The organism is Nocardia sp. CS682 (genome assembly GCF_004634405.1).
Taxonomy (GTDB): Bacteria; Actinomycetota; Actinomycetes; order Mycobacteriales; family Mycobacteriaceae; genus Nocardia; species Nocardia ninae.
Window position 1 is genome coordinate 2,578,444 of record NZ_CP029710.1, and the last position, 22,442, is coordinate 2,600,885.

General features: G+C 67.8%; 23 protein-coding genes. 9 read left to right on the forward strand and 14 right to left on the reverse strand.

Translation table 11 applies throughout. The features are described from left to right. Positions 1 to 125: 125 nt before the first annotated feature. The 3 genes from DMB37_RS11540 to DMB37_RS11550 all read right to left on the reverse strand — a co-directional run bounded on the left by DMB37_RS11540 (position 126) and on the right by DMB37_RS11550 (position 3,098). Positions 126 to 941, reverse strand: a complete 816-nt coding sequence (locus tag DMB37_RS11540; RefSeq protein ID WP_135232693.1) for an RNA polymerase sigma factor SigF — start codon at positions 939 to 941, stop codon at positions 126 to 128. Next, positions 931 to 1,362 (reverse strand): anti-sigma factor, encoded by a 432-nt coding sequence (locus DMB37_RS11545; protein WP_135232694.1) that lies wholly within the window; start codon positions 1,360 to 1,362, stop codon positions 931 to 933. Before DMB37_RS11545 ends, DMB37_RS11540 begins: the two co-directional genes overlap by 11 nt. Before the next feature lie 128 nt (positions 1,363 to 1,490). Beyond that, positions 1,491 to 3,098 carry an ABC transporter substrate-binding protein gene (locus DMB37_RS11550; RefSeq protein ID WP_240772343.1) on the reverse strand — a complete coding sequence of 536 codons (1,608 nt, stop codon included), beginning with the start codon at positions 3,096 to 3,098 and terminating at the stop codon, positions 1,491 to 1,493. Between the two features lie 497 nt (positions 3,099 to 3,595). On the opposite strand from DMB37_RS11550, the gene DMB37_RS11555 reads away from it, so the two are divergent. From DMB37_RS11555 to DMB37_RS11585, 7 genes are all read left to right on the forward strand, one after another. Further along, positions 3,596 to 4,150: a hypothetical protein gene (locus DMB37_RS11555; protein WP_167768812.1), complete on the forward strand. Its 555-nt coding sequence runs from the start codon at positions 3,596 to 3,598 to the stop codon at positions 4,148 to 4,150. A 162-nt stretch (positions 4,151 to 4,312) separates the two neighbouring features. Beyond that, entirely contained in the window at positions 4,313 to 5,239 is a 927-nt protein-coding gene (locus tag DMB37_RS11560; RefSeq protein ID WP_135232696.1) for an N-acetylglucosamine kinase, read from the forward strand. Between the two features lie 73 nt (positions 5,240 to 5,312). Further along, a complete protein-coding gene (locus DMB37_RS11565; RefSeq protein ID WP_135232697.1) occupies positions 5,313 to 6,842 on the forward strand; it encodes a sodium:solute symporter in 1,530 nt (509 codons plus the stop codon). After that, on the forward strand, positions 6,842 to 8,014 hold the full coding sequence (locus DMB37_RS11570; protein ID WP_135232698.1) for an anhydro-N-acetylmuramic acid kinase: 1,173 nt from the start codon (positions 6,842 to 6,844) through the stop codon (positions 8,012 to 8,014). Before DMB37_RS11565 ends, DMB37_RS11570 begins: the two co-directional genes overlap by 1 nt. Beyond that, on the forward strand, positions 8,001 to 8,876 hold the full coding sequence (locus tag DMB37_RS11575; RefSeq protein ID WP_107658645.1) for a MurR/RpiR family transcriptional regulator: 876 nt from the start codon (positions 8,001 to 8,003) through the stop codon (positions 8,874 to 8,876). Before DMB37_RS11570 ends, DMB37_RS11575 begins: the two co-directional genes overlap by 14 nt. A 111-nt stretch (positions 8,877 to 8,987) precedes the next feature. Beyond that, a complete protein-coding gene (gene murQ / locus DMB37_RS11580; RefSeq protein ID WP_135232699.1) occupies positions 8,988 to 9,890 on the forward strand; it encodes an N-acetylmuramic acid 6-phosphate etherase in 903 nt (300 codons plus the stop codon). A gap of 17 nt (positions 9,891 to 9,907) precedes the next feature. Continuing rightward, positions 9,908 to 11,419, forward strand: a complete 1,512-nt coding sequence (locus DMB37_RS11585; RefSeq protein ID WP_135232700.1) for an alpha/beta hydrolase — start codon at positions 9,908 to 9,910, stop codon at positions 11,417 to 11,419. A gap of 22 nt (positions 11,420 to 11,441) precedes the next feature. Here DMB37_RS11585 and DMB37_RS11590 read toward each other — a convergent pair whose 3' ends face one another. From DMB37_RS11590 to DMB37_RS11605, 4 genes are all read right to left on the reverse strand, one after another. Then, positions 11,442 to 12,317, reverse strand: coding sequence for an alpha/beta fold hydrolase (locus tag DMB37_RS11590; protein ID WP_135232701.1), 876 nt, complete (start codon positions 12,315 to 12,317; stop codon positions 11,442 to 11,444). Positions 12,318 to 12,436: 119 nt separating this feature from the next. Then, positions 12,437 to 13,405, reverse strand: coding sequence for a non-homologous end-joining DNA ligase (gene ligD, locus DMB37_RS11595; protein ID WP_135232702.1), 969 nt, complete (start codon positions 13,403 to 13,405; stop codon positions 12,437 to 12,439). 31 nt (positions 13,406 to 13,436) lie between these two features. Beyond that, positions 13,437 to 14,042: a M23 family metallopeptidase gene (locus tag DMB37_RS11600; protein ID WP_240772344.1), complete on the reverse strand. Its 606-nt coding sequence runs from the start codon at positions 14,040 to 14,042 to the stop codon at positions 13,437 to 13,439. A gap of 64 nt (positions 14,043 to 14,106) precedes the next feature. Then, positions 14,107 to 15,288, reverse strand: a complete 1,182-nt coding sequence (locus DMB37_RS11605) for a cytochrome P450 (protein WP_135232703.1) — start codon at positions 15,286 to 15,288, stop codon at positions 14,107 to 14,109. Positions 15,289 to 15,382: 94 nt separating this feature from the next. Here DMB37_RS11605 and DMB37_RS11610 point away from each other — a divergent pair, with 94 nt between their 5' ends. Continuing rightward, complete coding sequence (locus DMB37_RS11610; protein WP_135232704.1) at positions 15,383 to 16,192, forward strand: SAM-dependent methyltransferase; 810 nt, start codon at positions 15,383 to 15,385, stop codon at positions 16,190 to 16,192. Here the strand turns inward: DMB37_RS11610 and DMB37_RS11615 are convergent, their stop codons facing one another. Together DMB37_RS11615 and DMB37_RS11620 are read right to left on the reverse strand one after the other, a co-directional pair. Further along, positions 16,193 to 16,699: a DUF5994 family protein gene (locus DMB37_RS11615; protein WP_206055230.1), complete on the reverse strand. Its 507-nt coding sequence runs from the start codon at positions 16,697 to 16,699 to the stop codon at positions 16,193 to 16,195. Positions 16,700 to 16,763: 64 nt separating this feature from the next. Further along, positions 16,764 to 18,056, reverse strand: a complete 1,293-nt coding sequence (locus DMB37_RS11620; RefSeq protein ID WP_135232705.1) for an acyl-CoA desaturase — start codon at positions 18,054 to 18,056, stop codon at positions 16,764 to 16,766. A gap of 93 nt (positions 18,057 to 18,149) precedes the next feature. Between DMB37_RS11620 and DMB37_RS11625 the strand changes: the two genes are divergently transcribed. Beyond that, positions 18,150 to 18,941, forward strand: a complete 792-nt coding sequence (locus DMB37_RS11625) for a TetR/AcrR family transcriptional regulator C-terminal domain-containing protein (protein ID WP_135232706.1) — start codon at positions 18,150 to 18,152, stop codon at positions 18,939 to 18,941. A gap of 13 nt (positions 18,942 to 18,954) precedes the next feature. Here the strand turns inward: DMB37_RS11625 and DMB37_RS11630 are convergent, their stop codons facing one another. From DMB37_RS11630 to DMB37_RS11650, 5 genes are all read right to left on the reverse strand, one after another. After that, on the reverse strand, positions 18,955 to 19,686 hold the full coding sequence (locus DMB37_RS11630) for a TetR/AcrR family transcriptional regulator C-terminal domain-containing protein (protein ID WP_135232707.1): 732 nt from the start codon (positions 19,684 to 19,686) through the stop codon (positions 18,955 to 18,957). A 93-nt stretch (positions 19,687 to 19,779) separates the two neighbouring features. Further along, positions 19,780 to 20,124: a hypothetical protein gene (locus DMB37_RS11635; protein WP_135232708.1), complete on the reverse strand. Its 345-nt coding sequence runs from the start codon at positions 20,122 to 20,124 to the stop codon at positions 19,780 to 19,782. Between the two features lie 36 nt (positions 20,125 to 20,160). Further along, a complete protein-coding gene (locus tag DMB37_RS11640; protein ID WP_135232709.1) occupies positions 20,161 to 20,652 on the reverse strand; it encodes a hypothetical protein in 492 nt (163 codons plus the stop codon). Next, positions 20,649 to 22,010 (reverse strand): hypothetical protein, encoded by a 1,362-nt coding sequence (locus DMB37_RS11645; protein WP_135232710.1) that lies wholly within the window; start codon positions 22,008 to 22,010, stop codon positions 20,649 to 20,651. The genes DMB37_RS11640 and DMB37_RS11645 overlap by 4 nt, the downstream gene beginning before the upstream one ends. Next, a complete protein-coding gene (locus DMB37_RS11650) occupies positions 22,007 to 22,315 on the reverse strand; it encodes a hypothetical protein (protein ID WP_135232711.1) in 309 nt (102 codons plus the stop codon). The genes DMB37_RS11645 and DMB37_RS11650 overlap by 4 nt, the downstream gene beginning before the upstream one ends. Positions 22,316 to 22,442: the final 127 nt, after the last annotated feature.

A 22,442-nucleotide genomic window follows, 5' to 3' on the forward strand; every position in this document is an offset into this window, starting at 1 on the left:
ATGGGTGTCTACCCAGTACACGCCCCTCGAGCCCGGCTGTCAACGCTGTAGACCTACAGTGATGAACTACAGCGCAGGAACACCCGCCGTCCTTGCTCGCCTACGCGGGTCCGAAGCAGGCCGTGTCAATCACGTAATGCCTGTTCCCGCAACGTACTCAGCGTTTTCGACAGAATGCGCGAGACCTGCATCTGTGAAACACCCAACTGCGCGGCGATCTGATCCTGGGTCTTGGATTCGAAGAACCGCATGATCAGCACCTGACGCTCGCGTTCCGGCAGCGCCGCGATGAGCGGTTTCACCGCGAGGTAGTCCTCGACGGTCTGATACTCCGGCTCTTCGGCACCCAGGGTGTCCAGCGGCGAGCGCGGCGCGTTGTCGTCGTCGCTGTCCAGACCCACATCGATCGACGAGGTCTGATACGCGTTGCGGGCGATCAACGCCTGGGTGACCTCGACCAGGTCGGCGCCGAGTTCGTCGGCGATCTCGCGGGCCTTGGGCATCCGGCCGAGCCGCTGCGCGAGCGTCTCGATGGCGGGCGCGATGGTCTGCTGAATCTCCTTGAGCCGCCGGGGAACTCGCACCGACCAGGTGTAGTCCCGGAAGTGGCGGCGCACCTCGCCCATGATGGTCGGCACCGCGAAGGCCAGGAACGGCGAGCCGTGCGAGGCGTCGAAACGGTCCACCGCGGCCACCATGCCGACGCGGGCTATCTGCAGCAGGTCGTCGAAGTTCTCGCCACGACCGGTGAACTTACGGGCGATGTGCTCGGCCAACGGCAAGCAGCGGCTGATCAGCTCCTCGCGCACGGCCGCGCGGCGCGGATCGTCGGCGTCGAGCTCGCTCAGTTCGACGAACAGGGGCTCGATATTGTCGTAGCTGTCCCCACCACGCCGGCGCGGCTCATGATTCACGCCCGACGCTGTCGCGTCATTGCTCATCGAGGTCGCCCCGGGCCCAGACGAAGTCGACGACAGTCGGGTACCCGGAGACGGCGGCGTCGAACGGCGCCCTGGTCGCCGTGACCGAGTCGGTGAGCGTCTGCACGATGTGCCAGCCGAAGCTGCCGGACCCGACCTCGGCGTCGGACGTGCCGACCGCGTGGATGGTGGCGTTGAGCACGCCTTCGCGATAGCTGAACGCGCAATCGATGGTCGACCCCGGTGCCGCGTCCTGCATCAGCACGGTCGCGATCTCATCGAGCGCGAGACGGATATCGGTGACCTCGTCGAGCCCGAAATCGGCGATCAGCAGCACGGTCTCGGCGAGGGCGCGCAGCATCGTCAGTTGTTCCGGCGATGCGGGCACCGTGACGGCGACCGTTGTTGTCCCCGTCACGGATTCGGATACCCGTTCACTCATTCCGCCACCACCTCGTTTACGCGCGCGTGTCCGATCGACGGGTCAGCCTACCCGGATCGGCGCACACCGGCAGCGGGGCACACCCGTGTGCCGCGCCACCGTCCCCGGCGACGCGGCGGACCACGCGTCTACTTCTCGATATTCTCGAAATCGAACTGGCCGTTCCAGGCCAGTTCGACCTTCTTCACGTTCTCGCCGTAACCCGCGGTGGCGATGAAATCGAGCACCGGGATATCGGGCATGTCCCGGAACAGCAAGGTCTGCGCCTGCGCGACGAACTTGTAGGACTCCTCCAAGGTCGGGGCGGCCAGCGCGGCATCGATGAGCTTGTCGAACTCAGGGTTGCTGTAGTCGACGTTGTTGGTGCCCGCGCCGGTGTAGTACTGCGCGGTGAGGAACTGCAGCATCGTCGGGTAGTCGCCCTGCCAGCCATACCGGAACGCCTTACCGATCGTCCGGGACGTGATCGCCGATCGGACGTCTTTGAACGTCGGGTACGGCGCACCAACCGCCTCGATGCCGAGGGTGTTCTTGATGCTGTTGGCCACCGCTTCGATCCAGGCCTGATGGTCACCGTCGGAGTTGTAGGCGATCTCGTAGCGACCCGACCACGGCGAGATCGCGTCGGCCTGCGCCCACAGCTTCTTCGCCTCCTCCGGGTTGTATTGCAACACCTCCGAACCCGGCAGGTCCCCCTTGAAGCCGGGCAGCGTGATCGCGGTGAAGTCGCGCGACGGGATCCTGGTGCCGTGGAAGATGTTCTCGCAGATCTGCGCACGGTTGATCGCCCGCGAGAGCGCCTTGCGCCGCAGCACCCCTTCCTCGCCGGCGAAGTGCGGGATGTTGGTCTGGCTGCTGATGTGCTGGTTCTGCGCGGTCGGTTTGGTGATCGCCCGATCGCCGAGGTCCTTCTTGTAGGTTGCGAGCGCACTGTCCGGCAGGGTGTCGAGGGTGTCCAGGTTGCCCGCGAGCAGGTCGGCGTAGGCCGTGTCGAACGACTGGTACATCACCATCCGCAGACCCTTGTTCTTGGCCGGGCGCGCACCCTTGTAATCAGGGTTCGGCACCAGGTCGACCTTGACGTTGTGTTCCCACGCACCCGTGCGCGCGAGCTTGTACGGCCCGTTGCCGATCGGGTTCTCGCCGAACGCCTTGATGTCCTTGAACGCCGCCTCGGGCAGCGGATAGAACGGGGTGAAGGCGAGCGCGAGCTCGAAGTCGATCGACGGGCTCTTCAGCGCGACGGTGAAGGTGCGGTCGTCGACCACCTTCAGGCCCGACATCGTCTGTGCCGCAGGCTTTTCCGCAGCCAGCTCGTCGTAGCCGACGATGCTGGAGAAGACGTAGCCCTGCAGCTGTGCGTTGGTGCTGAGCGCACCGTAGTTCCAGGCGTCGACAAAGGATTTCGCCGTAACCGGCGTGCCGTCGGTGAACGTCCAGTCCGGCTTGATGGTGATCTTGTAGTTCTTTCGGTCCGTCGTCTCGATGGACTGCGCCATATCGTTGTGCGCGACACCGTTGGCGTCGTAGTACTTCAGCCCGGCAAAGATCCGGTCGACGATGCGGCTGCCGCTGTTGTCGTTGTTGCTGGCAGGCAACAGCGGGTTCTGCGGCTCGGTGATATTGGTCGTGACGATGCCTGCGTCGGTACTGTCGTCCGACGAACAGCCGGCCAGTCCCAGGCTCGTGGCCAGTAACAATGCCGCCGTCAGCGCACCGGCTCTGGTGAATCTCACTGCGTTCTCCCCAGGTCGAGCAGGGGCAGCACCCGCGACACGCGTGAGGTCACCAGCGCGTGCCGACATGAGCTGCCGTGAATGTCCTCGGACAGTAGCGATTCCGGCGAGCGCTGTCAGGAGATCCACATCTCCCGGCGATTCGGGCCGGGCTGCCACCCGACTCGTCGACCAACCGGTCCTGCGGATACCGGGAGACGCAGCCGCCGCACCGGATTTCAGCGTTCCCGCAGCAACTCACGAAAACACCGCTCCCGATTTCGCTTTCGCTCAGCAGGCCTGCGCCGATCGCACCCATACCGCAGTGCAGGGCACCAGCGGCGCGCACCAGGTGCCCTAATCGATTCGGCAGCCAGCAAATTCGCCGGATTTCGTTGCGCGGAATTCGCGGAATCGATCACTCTACGCAGGTCGCGAAGCGAGAATGGAGGTGGCCTGATCCGGCTTCACGGGACGTATCGGCTGTCGTGGCCGAGAAGAACATGTGGGGAAACACGATGAAAGTCAAAGGATTTGCCACCGCCCTTCTCGCAGTAGGGGCTACTGGAATCACTGCGGGAATTGTCAACGCCCAACCATTGGCGCAACCATCGGCCCAGGTCAGCGTATCCAGCGTCGATCGCGGCGTCGGATATACGACGGCCACCGACGGCACGGGGGTGATCACTACCGTCAATGCCGGCGCCTTCGCGTTGACCAGGGATGCCGCCGCGGTCACCCTGACCGACAACGCGGGCAACGTCGTCGTCACGTTACCGACGTCCTTCACCGCCGACGGTCGCACCTTCGCCCTGCGGCCACAGATCAGTGACACCGGACGTACCTTGACGTTGACGCCGGTCGGTGCCCCGGAAACCAGTGCCCACCTGGCACAACTCATTGATCAGCAAGACGAGACCATCGCCCGCAAGCAGTACAACGCGGGCGTCGGCGCCCTCATCGGCGCCGGCATCGGCGCGGTGATCGGCTTCTTCCTCGGCGGCGTCGGCGCCCTGGTGACGATCCCCATCGGCGCGGGCATCGGCGCCCTGATCGGTTATTCCACACCGTAATTCGCTGACCTCGGCGGACGCGTACGCCGCACGGTGGTGCGCGTCCGCCGGTCGAGACACCGGCTCCGGTCCCGGTGCGGCTCGCCATGGCCCGAGCCACGCTGAGCGGCCCGACCTCAACTGGGCGCCACAAAAGCGCGTGATCGCGCGAGGATGGTCGGCATGACCGACCACGTGCTCGCCATCGACCTCGGCAAAACGGGCTGCCGGGGCTCCCTGCGGCTCAACGGACGCGAGACGCACACCGCCGAGGGGCCCGGCTCCCCCGGACTGGCCAACGCGGGCGGCGTCGCGGCGGCGGAGCAGGCGATCCGCGCCGTCGTCGATCGGATAGCGCTCGGCGGGAACACCTTCACCCTGTCCATCGGCGCCGCGGGTGCCGCCGCCGCACCGGACGCCGCCGCACTGCTCGCGCGTCAACTGGCCGATCTGCCCGGCGCGCAAGCGGTCGCCGTCACCTCCGACGCCGTGACCGCGCACGCCGGGGCACTCGGTGGCGCGCCGGGCGTCGTCCTGACCGCCGGGACGGGCGCCGTGGCCACCGCGGTCGACGACGCAGGACGATTCACCAGGACCGACGGCTGGGGCCCGCTGCTCGGCGACGAGGGCGGCGGCGCGTGGATCGGCACCGAGGGCTTGCGGGCGGCACTGCGCGCGCACGACGGACGCGCGGCACCCACCGAACTCGCCGCGAAGGCCGCCGAACACTACGGTGTCGCCCTCGCCGAACTGCCGAAACACCTTGGACAGCACGAAAATCCGGCACTGCTGGCGGCGCGCTTCGCCCCCGTCGTCGCCGCGGCCGCCGCCACGGACGACACCGCGGCCGCCATCATGACCGCGGCCGGACACGCACTCGCACGCACCGTCCTCGCCACCATCGAGCGGTCCGGCATGCGCCCGCCCGTGCCCTACGCGATCACCGGCGGACTGGCCAACCTCGGCGCGGCCCTGCTCGACCCGCTCGACGCGGCGATAGCGCAGGTGATCGATCGCCGACCCGCCCGCGGCGGCCCGATCGACGGCGCCGCGCTGCTCGCCATCGACACGACAACAGCCCTGGAAGCATTAGTGGTGCGAATCACGTGACACTCATTGACAGAACATGCACATGCCCTGACACTTACTTGCATTCCGCTCGCCGCGTTACCGAGGAGCTGCGATGAACGCACTCAACGTCGCCGTCATCGTCGTCTACCTCATCGTCATCGCCTGGATCGGCCTGCGCCTGTCCGGTAAGCAGAAGTCCAGCAGCGACTACTTCGTCGGCGAAGGCAAGATGCCGTGGTGGACGGTCTGCTTCTCCGTGGTGGCGACCGAGACCAGCGTGCTCACCGTCATCTCGATTCCCGGCGGCGCCTACACCGACCAGGCATTCGGCAACGTCGAGCTGGCCATCGGGTACATCATCGGCCGCACGATCGTGGCGACCGCCCTGATCCCGCTGTACAAGCGCGGCGGATTCGTCAGCGCCTATCAGTATCTGGAGCTGCGCTTCGGCCGCTACCTGCAGGGTGTCGCGTCGGTGACCTTCGTCTTCACCCGGCTGCTCGCCGAGGGCGTGCGCCTGTTCGCCTCCGCCATCCCGATCAAGCTGCTGCTCAGCGAGTTCGGCCTCGACCTCGGATACGACGTCATCATCATCGTGCTGACCCTGGTCACGGTGGTGTACACCTACCTCGGCGGCATCAAGGCGGTCATCTGGACCGACGCGCTGCAGATGGGTCTGTACCTGTCCGGCGCGATCATCGCGATCTGCGTGCTCACCGGCCACGTCGGCGCATCGGGTTGGTCGGACGCGCTGGACAACGGCAAGTTCCGCATCTTCGACACCGACTTCGGCCTTGCGCACATTCTGACCAACACCTTCGCCATGCCGACCGCGATCATCGGCGGCGCCATCTTCGCAATGGCCTCGCACGGCTCCGACCAGCTGATCGTGCAGCGCATCCTGGCCACCCGCTCGCTGCGCGACAGCCAGAAGGCGATGATCGGCTCCGGCATCTTCGTCGCCATCCAGTTCGCGGCGTTCTCGCTGGTCGGCGCGCTGCTGTGGTCGTACAACGAGGGCAAGTCGCCCAAGGAACTCGGCCTCGCCACCGCCGACAATCTGTACCCCAACTTCATCCTGCACGGGCTGCCGGTGGTGATCTCCGGTCTGCTGGTCGCGGGCATCCTGGGCGCCGCCATGGGCTCGCTGTCCGCGGCGCTGAACTCGATGGCGAACTCGACGGTGGCCGACATCATCCGCAGCTTCTCCGCCCGCGAGATCTCCGATCAGTCGCTGCTCAAACTCGCGCGCTACATGACGCTCGTCTGGGCGGTGCTGATGGCGTTGTGCGCCATGGGCTTCAGCGCGACCACCGGCAACGTGTACCTCACCGCGCTGACCATCGCCGGATACACCTACGGCGCGCTGCTCGGCGCCTTCCTGCTCGGCCGATTGGTCAAGCGCGCCAACCAGTTCGACGCGGTGCTCGCCTTCGTGGTCACGGTGATCGTGATGACGTTCATCGTGCGGGTGGTCAAGATCGACGTCACCGTGGCGGGCAAGGTGGTCGAGAAGGGTATCGCGGCGCAGTGGCTGGTGCCGATCGGCGTGCTGGTCACACTGGTGGTCGGCGGCATCGCGAGCCGCTTCCATCCGGCGCAGGCGCCCAAGCCGCCGAAACCGGTCGAGGTGGTGGCCTAGTGCGCGTCATCGGCTTGATGTCGGGTACCTCGCACGACGCGATCGACGCGGTGGGTGCGGATATCCACCTGCGGGACAGCACTATTCACGTCGAGGTACTGGGGCTGCTGAGCCGCCCCTACCCCGATCGCCTGCGCGCTGAACTCATCGCCGCGCTCCCGCCCGGCACGATCGACCTGGCCACGGTGTGCCGGCTCGATACCGCGATCGGGCAGGAGTTCGCCGCCACCGCAGCCGAGGCAGTACACGAGTTATGCGATGGCTCAGCGGATCTCGTCGCGTCGCACGGGCAGACGGTGTACCACTGGGTGGCCGGCGGACGGACCTGCGGCACACTGCAACTCGGCCAGCCGGCCTGGATCGCCGAGCAGACCGGGCTGCCCGTCGTCAGCGACTTCCGCTCGCGTGACATCGCGGCAGGCGGCCAGGGCGCGCCACTGGTCGCGCTGTTCGACCTGCTGTGGCTCGCGGGCCGGCCCGGGCGTTCGGCCGCACTCAATATCGGCGGCATCGCCAACGCGACCGTCACGGGCGACGCCCCGGTCGCCTTCGACACCGGCCCGGGCAACGCGCTGATCGACGCGGCCGTCGAACTGGCCACCGGCGGCACCGAACACATCGATCGAGACGGCCACCGCGCGGCGCGCGGCCGGATCGACGAGCGACTGCTGAAGACCCTGCTGACCGACAGCTACTACCAGGCAACGCCACCGAAGACGACCGGTAAGGAGCTGTTCAACCGAGCCTATCTCGAGCGGGTGTTGCGGGACCATCCCCTGCCTGCCGACGATATCGTCGCCTCCGTGACCGCGCTGACCGCACAGACCATCGCCGACGCACTGGCACCTTTCGCACCCGACGAAGTCATCGTCTCGGGCGGCGGTACCCGAAATCCGGTCCTGCTGAGCATGCTCGGCGAACGGCTGGGTAACGCCACCCTGTGCACCTCCGACGAGCTCGGTCTGCCGTCCGCCGCCAAAGAAGGCGCCGCTTTCGCCGTACTCGGATTCCTCACGATGCACGGACTCGCCGGCACCGACGCGGTCTGCACCGGCGCGACGCGGGCGAGGGTGCTCGGTTCGATCACGCCAGGTGCCACCCCGCTGACACTGCCCGAAACTCCCGGTGCGGCACCGCGACAGCTCAGGTTGGAGAACCATGAACGAGGGTGACGACGTCCGCACGCGCCTGCTCGGGGCGATCCCCCGGCTGACCCCGACCGGGCTGCGGGTCGCCCAGGTGATCCGCGACGACCCCGCCGCCGCAGCGCAATTGACCGTGAGCGAGCTCGCCGAGCGCGCCTCCACCAGCACGTCCGCAGTCGTCCGGCTGTCCAAAGCCCTTGGCTACGAAGGCTATCCGCAGCTTCGCCTGGCGCTGGCCGCGACCAGCAAGGACGACGGCTCACCGGTGTTCGCCACCGACATCGACGCCGACGACCCCCTGGCGAAGGTGCTGCACAAGCTCACCGCCTTCGAGACCGAGGGCATGGTGGCCACCGCCGACCTCGCCGATCCGTCGACCATGGCGGCGGTCGTCGACGCCCTGGTGCGCGCACGGCGGGTGGAGCTCATCGGCATCGGCGCCTCCGGACTGGTCGCGATGGACATGGCGCAGAAGCTGACCCGGATCGGCATGTGGTGCGTCGCTTGTACTTCCGAAGACGACGCCCTCGTGCAAGCCAGCCTGCTCGAAGCCGACGACGTGATCATCGCCTTCTCCCACTCCGGCGAGACCGCCGCCATCATCGACGCCGTCGATCGCGCCGCAGGCAGGCGGACGACGACGGTCGCCGTGACGTCGGGCGCACAGTCCAGGCTGGCGAGGGCGGCCGCGCACACGGTGCTCGTCGCCGGTCGCGAGGACGGTTTCCGGTCCGCCGCGATGGCGAGCCGGATGAGCCAGCTCCTCATCGTCGACGCGCTCTATATCGGCGTCCTGCAGCGCACACCGTCGGCCGCGGTGGCGTTGCGCCGGACCTATGACGCGGTAGCGGATCGCCGGATCTCCCGCACGGTGCGGAAGGCGCCGTGAGGCAGCCGCGGCACGCTGATCGACGATCCACCCCCATAGGTAGTCACGACTCGGTCGGGACCACACCACACGTTCGACCGTAGTTCCCGCATGGACATAGGAGGCGCAGTCATGAGTGACATCAGCACACTGAGCACCGAGGAAGCGAATCCGCGGACCGCCGCACTCGACTCCATGACCGTGGACGAGTTGTTGCGCACCATGAATTCCGAGGACGCCGTAGTGGCTTCCGCGGTGGCCGAGGCGATCCCGGAGATCGCCCGGGCGGTCGAGCTGATCGTCGCGGCCCGCAGGACCGGCGGCAGGCTGATCTATGTCGGCGCGGGGACCAGCGGCAGGCTCGGCGTGCTGGACGCGGTCGAGTGCCCGCCGACCTTCGGCACCGCCCCCGACGAGGTCATCGGCATCATCGCCGGTGGCGCCGAGGCGTTCGCACACGCCGTCGAGGGCGCCGAGGACGACCCCGCACTCGCCGTCGCGGATCTCGCCGATATCGACCTGACCGCCGACGACGTGATCGTGGCGCTGGCGGCCAGCGGCCGCACCCCGTACGCGATCGGCGCGCTGCAGCACGGCCGATCGATCGGCGCCGCCACCGTCGGCGTCTCCTGCAATCGGCATGCCGAGTTGAGCGAGCACGCCGACGTCGGTATCGAGATCGAAACGGGCCCAGAGGTATTGACCGGATCGACGCGCTTGAAGGCCGGTACGGCGCAGAAGATGGTGTGCAACATGCTCTCGACCGCCACCATGGTGCAATCGGGCAAGGTCTACGGCAACCGCATGGTCGACGTGAAGCCAACCAACGCCAAGCTGGTCGACCGGGCCCGCCGGATCATCGAGGACGCCACCGGCGTCGACCCGGTCACCGCCGCCGCCCTCCTGGACGCCGCCGACGGGCACCCGAAAACCGCGATCGTCATGCAACTGGCCGGCGTCGATGTGGCGGCGGCCCGCAGGCTGCTCGCCGGCGCCGACGGGTTCGTGCGCACCGCCGTCGGCAGCGCCGGGTAGGCGGGGTGTACCCGCGAATGGGTATCTCGACCGCGGCACGCCTGGCCCTCTGTGTCACGGCCGTCATCGCAGTATGCGTCGGCTGCGGGATCGACAACGGGTCGGACAACTCCGCGACCGAGAATCGGCAGCCGATCGAGTGGGGTGCCTGTCCACCCGGTTCCAGCTCCGCCGTTCAGTGCGCGAGCATCGACGTGCCGCTGGACTGGAACAACCCGGGCGGGGCGAAGATTCAGGTCGGGGTCAATCGACTACCCGCAACCGATCCGGCGCAGAAGATCGGGGACCTGGTCGTCAATCCCGGCGGTCCCGGCGGCGCGGGCACGCAGTTCGTCGCCCTCGAAGGCGCCGAGCCGGGTCTGTTCCCCGGCGGGCTCCGGCAGCGCTTCGATCTGATCGGCTTCGATCCGCGCGGTGTCGGCACCAGCCGGCCGTCCATCCAGTGCGACGCCGACCTGGCCAACCGGCTGCCCCGCCAATTCCCGCGCGGGCAGCAAGAATTCGACGAGATGGTCGCGGCGAACCGGGCGTTCGGTGACACCTGCCGTCGCCGGACCGGCGATCTGCTCGACCATGTGGACACGGTGAGCGTCGCCCGCGATCTCGAGGTGCTGCGCCAACGCCTCGGCGGCGCGCCGCTGACCTACCTCGGCCTGTCCTACGGCACCGAGATCGGCGCGGAGTACGCCCGCCTGTTCCCCGACAAGAGCCGCGCCCTGGCGCTGGACGGCGCGCTCGTGCACTCCCAGCCGACGAGCACCATGAGCTTCTACGAATCCGTCGCGATCGAGGACAGCTGGAATCGCTTCGCGGCGTGGTGCCGATCCGCGGCCGAATGCGCGGTGCGCGAACAGGATCCGTCGCAGGTCCTCGACGATCTGGTCACCAAGGCGGAGCAGCACCCGCTGCCGGCACCGACCTGTCAGAGCACCGGTAAGTGCCGCAGCGAGGTCACCACCGACGACCTGCTGACCAACCTCCAGGGCAGGCTGCTGTCCAGGGATCCCATCCCGAATATCGGCGACGAAGGCTGGCCCGGCCTGTCCGCCCGGCTCGACCAGGCGCGCAACGGTGACGCGAGCGGCTTCGCCTCGGCCGCGTTCACGGCCGACAGCAACCACGCCGACCTGGGCGTCGGCTGCGCGGACTTCCGCCCCGACTTCGACAGCTACGCCGCGCTGAAAGCCCAGCAGACCCTGCTCGCCACCATCGCACCGCACACCAGGGGCGTCAGCCAGTCCTACCGGTACCTCGCGCGGTGCCAGGGCTGGCCTGCCCGAGCCAATCCCGCGCGGGAGACCGTCGCCGAACCCACCATCGCGACGCTGATCGTCAACGCCACCCACGACCCGTCGACCTCCTACGGCTGGGCGCAGCTGATGCTGACCCAGATCCGCGGTTCCGTCCTGCTGACCCGCGACGGCGACGGGCACACGTCCTTCATGGGGCCCGGTCGCACCAGGGACGCCATCGTCGGCTACCTGATCGACGCCACCCCGCCCGCCGCGGGTCTCGTGCTGCCCGACTGAGAACCGTTGGGCCGCAAGGCGGTCAATCCTTCGGCCAGTGCCGGTCCAGGAAGTCGGCGATGAGCGGGGCGATCTCGGGGAGTTTGTCTTCGAGGGCGAAGTGGCCGGTGTCGAAGATGTGGAGTTCGGCGTCGGGGAGGTCGTGGAGGTAGGCGTGCGCACCCGGCTCGGGGAAGAAGGGGTCGTTGCGGCCCCAGACGATCAGGGTCGGCGGGGTGTGCGTGTGTAGCCATTCCTGCCACCGCGGGTACTGCTCGACGTTGGAGTGGTAGTCGAAGGCCAACGCCACCTGGGCTGCTTTGCGGCCGGGCAGGTCGAGGAAGTGCTGGTCGAGAGTCCAGCCGTCCGGGGCGAGAAGTTCGGGGTCGCCGACGCCGTGCTCGTACTGGCCGCGGGTGCCGGGGAGGGTGAGCAGGTCCCGGATGGCGGGTTCGGCGTCGGGCTGGTCGGGGCGCAGGGCCACGAAGTCGCGGGCGCCGTCGGAAAGGCCCTCCTCGTAGGCGTTTCCGTTCTGGATGACCAGTCCGGCGACCCATTCGGGGTGCCGGGTCGCGATGCGGAAGCCGACCGGTGCGCCGAAATCGAAGGCGTACAGGAAGAATCGCGTGAGTCCCAGGCGCTCCAGGAACCCTTCGACGATGTCGGCCAGCCGCTCGAAGGAGTAGGTGAAGGACTCGGGCGCGTCGGTGTGCCCGAAGCCCGGATAGTCGGGCGCGATGAGCCGATAGCTGCCGCCGAGGGCATCGATCAGCCTGCGGAATTGGTGCGACGCCGATGGAAATCCGTGCAGGAGCAGCAATACCGGCGCGTCCTCGGGCCCGGCCTGCCGGTAGAACACCCGAACACCATCGACCTCGACGAACCTGTGCTCGACCCGAGGTAGATCATTAACCGGCATTGCTGCCCTCTTCTCTGCTAGCTCGACATCCCGCGCCGGAGCGCCGGGATTGGTGGAACCATCGAGAGTGGGCAGAACATTCCCGAGGCCGAGCAGCAGCGAGTCCGTGCGGCCGCGAATTATTGCTCCGGTTGCGGATTTTCCCGGCGCGCGCGGGCCCGGCGCTTGCCCTCGTGCATTGCTTGAACGCGGGCGATGGGAATGGTGTGGCCCTCCTCGATGAGATCGGCGGGCAGCGTTTGGGGTTCGGGCATTTCGTCGGCCCACGGGTCGCGCTCGCCGAGCTGGTTCAGCGCGGTGCGGACGGTGAAATCCTGCGGCGTGACGTTGTCGATATCGGCCCAGCCGACCGGGAACGACACCGTGGTGCCCGGCCGGATCCGCGGGCTGTACGCGGCGACGACGGTCCCGCCACCCGCGCGGGTGGAGTCGAGGAACACCCGCCCGCCCCGGTCCTCGCGGATGAAGGCGGTGGTGGCGAGGTCCGGATCGAGCCGCTCGGCGCGGGCCGCGACCGCCCGGGTGGCCGCCGCGACGTCCTCGATCGACAGACCGGGCACCAGCGGCACGAAGACGTGCACCCCCTTGGCGCCACTGGTTTTCACCGCACCGGCCAGCCCGTCGTCGGCGAGCGCGGCGCGGACCAGCTTCGCGGCCAGCACCGCCTGCCGGAACGGCTGGTCCGGCGACGGATCGAGGTCGAGCACGAGATGGGTCGGGCCTTTGCTGTGCTCGGCGAGCAGCAGCGTGGTGTGGTACTCGACCGCGCGCTGATTGCCGAACCACAGCAGCGTGCGGACGTCGTCGCACAGCGCGTAAGTCACCTCGCGGTGCGAACTCTCGGCCCACACCGTCACCCGATGCAGCCAGTCCGGGGTGTACTTGGGCAGGTTCTTCTGCATGAACGGCTGCTGCCCCGGCCGCACCCGCACCACCGACAGCGGACGGTCGCGCAGCTGTCGAACCAGTCGATCGCCGACGGCCTCCAGGTAGTCGACCAGATCGCGCTTGGTCGCCTCGGCGCCGTCGAACAGCGGCTTGTCCAGATTGGTCAGCGTCACCCCGGCGCGGACCTCTTCACTGCCCATCGGCTCACCTTGCCCGCCGCGGACAGCGCGGTCAACCCGCCTGCACCGCGTGCCGTACCTCGGCGAGCGCATCGACGACAGTCCGGTTCTCCCCCTGCGCGTTCTGTCCGAGCTGGGCCCATCCCCGGCCTGCTGGACCGCACAGTTGCGTCCACACCTCGCGGGTCCGGTCGAGCAGTTCACGCTGTTCGACCTCGCCGAGCCCCCAGAGGAAATCCGCAGGATAGGCGGCGCCGCGCAGCCACCCCAGTGGGTCGATCTTGGCACCGGGGTCGTACCCGTGCGGCATGACGCTCAGGTGCAGGTGCGGGCCGGTGGATCCGCCGTTGTTGCCGACGTAGGCGATCAGCTGCCCGGCCTCGACGCGGTCACCGACCGACAGTCCGGTCGCGCCCGCGTCCCACATGTGTCCGTATTCGCTCACCCCACCACCGTCGGCGTTCGGATGGTCGATGACGATCCACTCGCCGTACCCACCGGCGGCGCCGAGGAACAGGACGGTGCCGCCGGCACACGCGTAGATCGGCGTCCCGTCGGGCGCCGGAAAATCCTGCCCGGCGTGGAAACCGCCCTCGCGTGGGCCGAACGGTGAGCCGATCGTGAGTGCTGCTCGAGTCATGGGCCAGTAACGGGTCATGGGTGCCCTCCTCTCCGCTCCGAATATCGGGAGCAGGGTGGGCGAACGTGCCCGCCCGGTCCGCTCAGCGGGCCGTGACGGTGGTGGGCAGGGCGGCGAAGCCGCGGTTGTTCGAGGCGTGGATGCGGCGCACGCCCTCGGGGTCGATGTCGTAGTCGGCGACCTTGCCGACGATCTCCTCGAGGGCGACCCGCAGCTCCAGCTGTGCCAGGTTGGCGCCGAGGCAGTGGTGGCGACCGCTGCCGAACACCAGCGACGCACCGGTGTCCCGGTCCAGGTCGAAGGTGTCGGGGTCGCTGAAGACCGCGGGGTCGCGATTGGCGGAGCCAAGGAGCAGCAGCATGCGCGCGCCGGCCGGAATCGACACCCCGTGCAGCTCGAACGGCTCGGTGGCGGTGCGCAGCGTGGTCTGGGTCGACGGTTCGTAGCGCATGGATTCGGCGATCCAGGCGGCGATCCGCCCGTCGAAGGCCTTGCGGCGCTGGTCGGGATGCTGCCATGCGGTGTGCCAGAGGTTGCCGAGGGTGAGCATGGTGGTTTCGATGCCCGCGCCGACGAGCAGGATCAGCACGCTGACGATCTCCTCGGGGGTGAGCCGATCGTCACCGTCGGCCGCGTCGAGCAGCCCGGACAACAGGTCGTCGCGGCGGTCCTGGCTCCGTGCGATGGTCAACTCGGTGTAGTAGCCGATGAGGGCGCCGATCGCCTGGATGGCCTCGGGCCGCAGATCGGTGGACTCCTCGTCGTTGTACATGATTTCCATGCCGAGTTTGCGCAGCATCTCGCGGTCCTGCTCGGGCACGCCGACCAGTTCGGCGACCACCTCGGTCGGGAAGGGGCCCGCGAAATCGGCCATCATGTCGAAGCTGCCGCGCTCGAGCAGGGGCGCCAGCAGCCCGCTGGCGATCTCGCGTAACCGGGGTTCCAACCCCTGCACCCGGTGCTGGGTGAAGGCCCGCGCGACCAGCCCGCGCAGCCGGGTGTGCCGGGGCGGGTCCATCGCGACGAAGGAGAACATCTGCTCGGCCTGCGGGCCCCAGAACGCCGGTTCCATCCGGATGGCACCGTTCGCGCTGGAGAATCGGTCCGAATCGCGCAGTGCGGCAAGGACATCCGCATACCGGGAGAGCGCCCAGAAGTCGTCGGTCTCGTTGCGGTAGACCGGCGCCTCGGTTCGCAGCCTCGCGTAGTACGGGTACGGGTCGCGGTGGACGTCGAAGTCGTATGGGCTGTACTGCAGTGGCATGATGAAGCCTTCCGGACGGCGCGACGGCACCATCGCTACCGGTTCGCAACTCGAACTGACATGATGACAATAGTCGAGATGAATTGAGGGCGTTGTGAACTCGGAACCCCCAGCCTCGCGGATCGACGTATCCAAGCCGCATCCGGCGCGCCGCTACGATTACTGGCTCGGCGGCAAGGACAACTTCCCCGCGGACCGGGAATCGGCCGATATGGTGGCCGAGGCCTTCCCCACCGTCCGCCTGGCCGCCCTGGAGAATCGCAGCTTTCTGCGGCGGGTGGTCGCCTACCTGGCCGACGCGGGTGTCCGGCAGTTCCTCGACATCGGGGCCGGCCTGCCCACCGCGGGCAATGTGCACGAGATCGCGCAGGATATCGCCCCCGAGTCCCGCGTCGTCTACGTCGACAACGACCCGATCGTGCTGGTGCACGCCCGCGCGCTGCTCAACAGCTCACCCGAGGGCGCGACCGCCTACCTCGACGCGGACATCCGCGAGCCCGACCGCATCCTCGCCCACCCCGACCTGGCCCGGGTCCTCGACCTGGACCAGCCGGTGGCACTGATGCTGGTGGCCATCATGCACTTCATCACCGACGACGACGGCCCCTACGAGCTGGTGCGCAAGCTGTGCGACGCGCTGCCCTCGGGCAGCTACCTGGTGATGACCCATGCCACCAGCGACCATCTCACCGACGAGGAGCTCGCCGAGTCGAACGCCGCCAACCTGCGCAGCGGAGTTCCGTTCCGCTTACGCAGCACCGAGGAGTTCACCCGTTTCTTCACCGACTTGGAGCTCGTCCCACCCGGCATCGGCTCGGTGATGACGTGGCGGCCGGGCGAGTGGCGCCCACACCCGAGGCCGGAGGCGGTCTCCATGCTCGGCGCGGTGGCCCGCATCCGCTGATCAGTGCGGGCCGCGGTCGGCGCCGCCTTCGGAATCCCAGCGTTGCACCGCCGCGGCACCTTCGGCGCGGTCACCGCGCTCGCGGGTGCCGATCGTCAGCAACTCGTCGACCGCCGATTCGTCGTCGACGGCGGACGCGGAGACCATCGTCGCCGCGGCATCGAGTTCAACGGCGGCGGGCGGCACGACCAACAGCACCACCCTGCGGTTCTTCACACCGAGCAGCTCGACCGTGTGCAGTGTCCCTTGCCGAAACCCCTCGACTCGCACTGTTCGACCGGCGATGACGAGTTCACCCGTCGTTCGCGCCCATTCGTCGAGCGGATAAGCCACGTGATGAATGGGCCCGATCCGATCGGCGACGGCGGCCAGCAGCGCGGGCAGCTCCGCCGCCAAATCTTCGCTGTGCGGCCACCAGGCCCCGTCGACGTATCCGGTCTTCGGCGCTTTCGGCTTCAGCCGCAGGCGCAGTGCGCGTTGCCCGGCGCGGGTCGTCGATCGCGTCATGACTGTGCCTCGCCGGTGCGCTGCTCCGTCGTGCGCGGAGCAGACTGTGTCGGGGTTCGCTCGCTCATGGTCGATCCTCCTGCCGCGGCCTGGTGTCGGCCGGATTGATCCGGAGCGGACGGCGCGGTGACCTCCGCATGGCTACCCGTGACTTCTCTGCGCGCCGCAGTGCGGTACGCAGCCCACTCCGGCCGAGCGGCCGGACGCTGTCAGGTGCGTCGAAAGCTTTGACACCGAGGAACTTTCGTTCCGAGGCGGTTTCCGGAGCGTCGTCGGACGTCGCGGTCAGCAGGCTGTCAGGCAGGGCCAGTTTGTGGATGGTGCGCAGGGTCAGCAGGTACTGGCGCAGCAAGGAGCCGCTGGTGTAGGGCAGGTCGTATTTGTCGCAGAGTTCCCGCACGCGCAGCGCGATCTCGGCGTACCGGTTGCTCGGCAGGTCGGGGAACAGATGGTGTTCGATCTGATAGCAGAGGTTGCCGCTGAGGAAGGCCAGCACCGGGCCCGCATCGAAGTTCGCGGTGCCGAGCATCTGGCGTAGATACCACTCCCCCTTGGTCTCGTCGGCGACCACGGTCGGCTCGAATTTCTCCGCGCCGTCGGGGAAGTGCCCGCAGAAGATCACCACATATGCCCACAGATTCCGCAGCACGTTCGCGCTCGCGTCCGCGGCGAGGGTGCGCCGCCAGCGGCGTCCGCTCAGCGCCGGGAACAGCAGATAGTCCTTGCCGGTCTGTCTGGCGATCTTGCCGAGGAACGTCTTGGTCTGCGCGGCCTTCTGCATCGGGCCGATCGCCCGCTCGCGTTCGGAGTACAGGCCGTGCAGCGCGATGCCCCATTCGAAGGTGGCGGCCAGCAACAGGTTTCGCAGCGGCTGCAGCAGATGGCCCGGCTTCCACCGTTCGTCGCGGGTCACCCGCATGACGCCGAAGCCGATGTCCTCGTCCATGCCGAGCACATTCGTGTAGACGTGGTGGCGATAGTTGTGCGAATAGCGCCACTGCGCCGACACCCCCGCCATGTCCCACTCCCAGGTGCTGGAGTGGATCTCCGGGTCGTTCATCCAGTCCCACTGGCCGTGGCAGACGTTGTGGCCGATCTCCATGTTCTCGATGCTCTTCGCCAGCGCCAGCCCGGCGGTCCCCGCGAGCCAGCCGGTGCGGCCGCGGCTGAGCGCGATCGTCAGCCGGGACGCGGCGTCGAGGGCACGCTGGCACGCGATGGTGCGACGAATATAGGCGGCGTCGCGGGCGCCACGCTGCTCCTGGATGTCGCGGCGGATCACGTCGAGCTCGAGCCCGAGCGCCTCGATATCCGCCGTGCTCAGGTGCGCGTAAGCAGCGACCTCTGTAATTGCCATCTTCGTTTCCTCGGATTCCCGAACAGCGTATGTCTACAGCGTAGGCTTACATTGTTGACAACGCACCCTTCAGCCGGAAAGGCGCTGGATTCGATGAATCGAATCAGGGCCGGGCCAGGCGACCCCTCGGATGCCGAGGCGGGTCTGCCCGCACGCAAGAACCGCAGGAACCACCCCTTGACCAGGGCCGCAATGCTCGCGGCCGCATTGGAGATCATCGACAGCGACAGCGTCGACCACCTGTCCATGCGCCGCCTCGGCGCGGCACTCGGGCGCGACCCGATGGTGCTGTACCGACACGCCGCGAACAAGGCCGCGGTGCTCGACGGCGTCGCCGAGATCGTGCTCGAACAACTGACCATCGACACCACCGACCCCGACTGGCAGCATCAGCTGCGCGCCGTCGCGCGTGACTTCCGCAGGTTGGCCGTCGCCCATCCGAATGTGGTGCCGCTGCTGGTGACCCGCCCGTTGGCGACGCCGATCGGCTTGCGGCCGACGGGCACGCTGCGGCCACTCGAACGCCTGCTCGTGCTGCTCACCCACGCCGATTTCAGCGGCACCGACGCATTGCACATCTACCGGGCGCTGTTCGGATTCCTCTATGGCCACATCCTCACCGAGCTGCAGGAAGTCGTCGAACGACCAGAGGAAATCACCGATCTGCTGCGGATGGGCCTCAATCGGCTGCCCATCGGCGAATTTCCGCTACTGCGCAGCCTCGCCTCGGACCTGGCCGCCTACGACGGTGTCGCAGAACTCGAACTCGGCCTGGATATTTTGATCAATGGCCTCGCCGGCACCGTCACACCCGGCGTCGCGCCCGAGAGCGCCGAATCAGTTGTGGCACAGCAGCGCTGGGACTCCGAGGGCGGGGCCAACTGAGCCGCACGATCCCTCAGTCAGGACCGGGCAGCGTCGCGGTGAGTCCGGCGAGCAGGATGTCGAGCCCGCGTTCGAGTTCGGCGGCGCCGTCGTAGGCGGCCAGCACCGGCGCGAGTTCGCGCAGCAGCGGAAACTCGCTGATCGGCAGCCGGTGCAGCCCGAGTCGGAGCACCTCGTCAGTCTCTTCGGGCCGTTCGACGATCTCCTGCAGCTCGTTGAGAACATGCCCGTACAGGAATCCGAACAGCGCGCGATAGATGTGCAGCGCGTCGGCTCCCGAGAAGCCGGCCCTGGTCAACAAGGCCAGCATGTGCTCGAGCGGCCGCACCACCGAGGGCGGGCGCAACCCGAGTGGCGTCGCCAACGGTCGGGTGACCAGCAGCGGAACCACCCGCGGGTGAGCGAGGGCAAGTTCGCGGAAATCGTGTGCGACCGCCCGCAACTGGTGCCGCCAGTCCGGATCGGCGGCGTCGACCGTCAGCTGGGCGAACAGGAGCTCGGCGACTCCGTCGAGGACGGCCGCCTTGTTGGGTAGATGCCGGTAGATCACCATGGGGTCCCGGCCGACCGCGTCGGCCAGTCGCCGCATGGACAGCCCGTCCACCCCGTCGCTGTCGATGATCGCCAGCGCGGCGTCCAGCACGGCCGCCCTGGTGACCGGGCTTTCGCCCCGACCGGGGGCCGCGCCTCCGTTGCGCGCGCTGCCCGATCGGGAACTGCCGCGTTTTGCGGGGGGCTCGGTCATCCGGGTGGGCCTCATTCCCTATCTCCGATAGGTCAGGGGCGTAGACCTACGACGTTGACACTACGTCATAGGTGGTGCCCGACCCCTGCCGACTCACCACCCCGATTCGAAGCGACCATTGCCTGCGTGTTCGGCCTGCCCGCGCCGCTCCGCCTCCAGTCGCGCGGAATTGGCCTCGGCGAAAATTCGCGCGGAACTCACCTGCGGGTCCTCGGTGAGTTCGCGCATCGCCGCCTCGACCTGCGGTTGCTTGTCGGCCACCGCGGCCTCGTAAGCGGCGAGGATGCGCTCGGCATTCGGCACGCTGAGCGACAGCAGCCGGTTTTCGGCATCGACCTCCACGCGCACGCCGTCGACCTTGCCGACACCACGGATCTGGGCCAATTCATACTGGGCGCGCTGGACTTTCATGCCCAGCTCTTCGTGCGCAGGATGCACGGAAAAACCTCACTCGATCGAAAAACTAATGCGCGCTCAGCCGCCGGCCGAGGCTTGGAATATCAGCAGCGGCCGGTCGGAGTGCAGGTATCCGCGCGCCGAGCCGCCCCACTCGGTGGAACCGCCGAGCGCGGCGTCGAATTCCGGCCCCGTGACGTAGGTCCCGGCCGGAACCACCTGTTGCAGACCGTCTTTGAGCGTCGGTGCGGCGACCGGCTCGGCGGGCGCATACCGGCCCCGCAGCTCCGCCGCGGTCGCCGGCTCCAGTTCCACTACCGCGTCCACCCAGTAGATCGTGGGCCCCGGGGCGCCGGAGGAATTGTCCCAGTCGATCCACGAGACCGACGCGGGTCGCCCGATGAGCGGGAAGTACTTCATCAGAGTTTCCGGGTCGGAGCGAACGGGGTCGGACACCTGGCTGGTCCTTTCCTGCGGGACGGAGTCGGAGAACGGCGAGGTGCAGCCGAGCACGGCCAGTACCGCTGCCCCGAGGGCGGCAGCGGCCGAAACTCTACGGGGCACGGTCATTTCGGGCGGGCGCTACCCGTCTCGCGGTCGTTGTCCGGCATCCGTCCGTCGTCGCCGTCGTAGCGACTGTCGCTGCGATCCTCGCGCCCGGGGTTGCGTTGCGGGTCGGAGCCGCCGTCCACGGTCGCGCTCGACGGCGGTTGTCCCACCTCCCACGACACGGTCCGGGTGAGGCTGCCGCTCGATTCGAACGGCTTTGCCCAGCCGATCTCGGCGAAGCGCCCGTTCTCGGCATCACTGACGCCGGTGCCCTTGTCGTGCTTGCCCTTGTCGAAGTTGTAGTAGTCCTGGGCCGACACCGTGACGTCCATGACCACGCGATTGCCCTCGACCCGCACGTTCGAATGGCTGTACTGCTGGTAGCCGCCGATGGCCTTCTGCCAGTTCTCGGTCACCGGGTAGTTCGTCCCCGCGTCTTTGCCGACGCTGATCGGTTTGCCATTCATCTGAAAGTTCTTGTTTCCACTACGGACGAACTGGTCGGCGGCGGCAGCGGCTCGGCTGATCTCGTAGTCCACCGCCTGCTTGATCGACCTGTCCTCGTTGTAGCCCTCGGCGTAGTCGAACTTCATCGGCTTGCCGTTGTTGTCCCAGTAGTGGCGGTACAACGCGGTGGCGTCGTCGAAATCTTTGAAGGCCTCGCCGCCCGCCAGCTTCGCCTGCCATTTCTGCTTGGCCAGCCAGTCGCCGAAACCGCCTTCCTTCGTGTTGTAGAGGAAGGTGTCGTCGTGGTGGACGCCCGGTATCTTCGGCGGGCCGATCTCGTAGCGGCCGTCGGCCGAGCGGAGCAGGGCCAGCGGGGGCAGTTCGGGCATGGGCGCCCCGGGCGACTTCGTCAGCACCTGCAAGCCCTCCACGCCCTTGTTGATGGATCCGGCGGCCTGCTGCTCGTCCTCGGCGAAACTCTTCAGCAAGGTCTGGATCCTGGTCTGGAAACCAGTGGCCTGGCTGTCGAGTTTCGCCTGCATGATGAGTGCGAGCAGTGGGCTGCCGGGATATCTCGGTGCGGTGACCGTACCGTTGTCGGCGACCTTCATGCCCGCGGCGGCCGCCTCGTTGTCCACGATCGTCAGCAACGAGGTCTTGGTGAGATCCAGTTGCAGGCCGTAGGTCGCGAAGTACTGGGCGATCCGGCCCGCCACCTCGTCGATGTAGTTGGCCGAGAGCTTCTCACCGAGCGCGCGCACCGACGCCGCCGCCGCACCCTCCCCCTTCCAGCCTTTCGCCACCGCGTCCACGTCCCGGCCCATGCCGTCGACCTCGCGCACGAAATCACCGGTGCGCGACGCCAATTGGGTGCCGTAGGTGACCATCGTCGACGGCACGCACGCGCGCACGTGGCTGATCGTCGTCGTCATTGCTTCGCCTTACCGGGGTTCGGCGGCATGATTCTGCGGAACTGCTCGACGAAGGCTCGTTCGACGTCGCTGTAGGCCTTCACGCCGGAGTTCGTGACCGACGCCATCTGTTCGATGTTGCTCCGCAGTGCGCCATAAGCCGCGAGCGCGGCGGGGCCTACGGCCGTCATCGCCTGCTGCACCGGCGAATCCGGCATGGTTGTCTGCGCGTCGATTTTGATGCCGGCAATGGTTGTCGCACGTCCGGTGAGGGCCTTGCCGAGCCCGCGCAGCGCGTCGAGATCGGCCTGCAAGATATCGCCCATGAGCTCCCCTGTGGGTAACCGAGGAACTGCACCTCGGAAGAAGCGACGGTAACATCCCCCAAAACCCTTGAAAAGTACTAACTTTCATTGGCTGCCCGGGTTAGCTCGGAGGTGGTAGAGGACGGCG

Coding starts and splice junctions, on each gene's coding strand:
- DMB37_RS11540 (WP_135232693.1), bottom strand. CDS start 941: ATGAGCAATGACGCGACAGCGTCGGGCGTGAATCATGAGCCGCGCCGG.
- DMB37_RS11545 (WP_135232694.1), bottom strand. CDS start 1,362: ATGAGTGAACGGGTATCCGAATCCGTGACGGGGACAACAACGGTCGCC.
- DMB37_RS11555 (WP_167768812.1), top strand. CDS start 3,596: ATGAAAGTCAAAGGATTTGCCACCGCCCTTCTCGCAGTAGGGGCTACT.
- DMB37_RS11560 (WP_135232696.1), top strand. CDS start 4,313: ATGACCGACCACGTGCTCGCCATCGACCTCGGCAAAACGGGCTGCCGG.
- DMB37_RS11565 (WP_135232697.1), top strand. CDS start 5,313: ATGAACGCACTCAACGTCGCCGTCATCGTCGTCTACCTCATCGTCATC.
- DMB37_RS11575 (WP_107658645.1), top strand. CDS start 8,001: ATGAACGAGGGTGACGACGTCCGCACGCGCCTGCTCGGGGCGATCCCC.
- murQ (WP_135232699.1), top strand. CDS start 8,988: ATGAGTGACATCAGCACACTGAGCACCGAGGAAGCGAATCCGCGGACC.
- DMB37_RS11585 (WP_135232700.1), top strand. CDS start 9,908: ATGGGTATCTCGACCGCGGCACGCCTGGCCCTCTGTGTCACGGCCGTC.
- DMB37_RS11590 (WP_135232701.1), bottom strand. CDS start 12,317: ATGCCGGTTAATGATCTACCTCGGGTCGAGCACAGGTTCGTCGAGGTC.
- ligD (WP_135232702.1), bottom strand. CDS start 13,405: ATGGGCAGTGAAGAGGTCCGCGCCGGGGTGACGCTGACCAATCTGGAC.
- DMB37_RS11600 (WP_240772344.1), bottom strand. CDS start 14,042: ATGACCCGTTACTGGCCCATGACTCGAGCAGCACTCACGATCGGCTCA.
- DMB37_RS11605 (WP_135232703.1), bottom strand. CDS start 15,288: ATGCCACTGCAGTACAGCCCATACGACTTCGACGTCCACCGCGACCCG.
- DMB37_RS11615 (WP_206055230.1), bottom strand. CDS start 16,699: ATGACGCGATCGACGACCCGCGCCGGGCAACGCGCACTGCGCCTGCGG.
- DMB37_RS11620 (WP_135232705.1), bottom strand. CDS start 18,056: ATGGCAATTACAGAGGTCGCTGCTTACGCGCACCTGAGCACGGCGGAT.
- DMB37_RS11625 (WP_135232706.1), top strand. CDS start 18,150: ATGAATCGAATCAGGGCCGGGCCAGGCGACCCCTCGGATGCCGAGGCG.
- DMB37_RS11630 (WP_135232707.1), bottom strand. CDS start 19,686: ATGACCGAGCCCCCCGCAAAACGCGGCAGTTCCCGATCGGGCAGCGCG.
- DMB37_RS11640 (WP_135232709.1), bottom strand. CDS start 20,652: ATGACCGTGCCCCGTAGAGTTTCGGCCGCTGCCGCCCTCGGGGCAGCG.
- DMB37_RS11645 (WP_135232710.1), bottom strand. CDS start 22,010: ATGACGACGACGATCAGCCACGTGCGCGCGTGCGTGCCGTCGACGATG.
- DMB37_RS11650 (WP_135232711.1), bottom strand. CDS start 22,315: ATGGGCGATATCTTGCAGGCCGATCTCGACGCGCTGCGCGGGCTCGGC.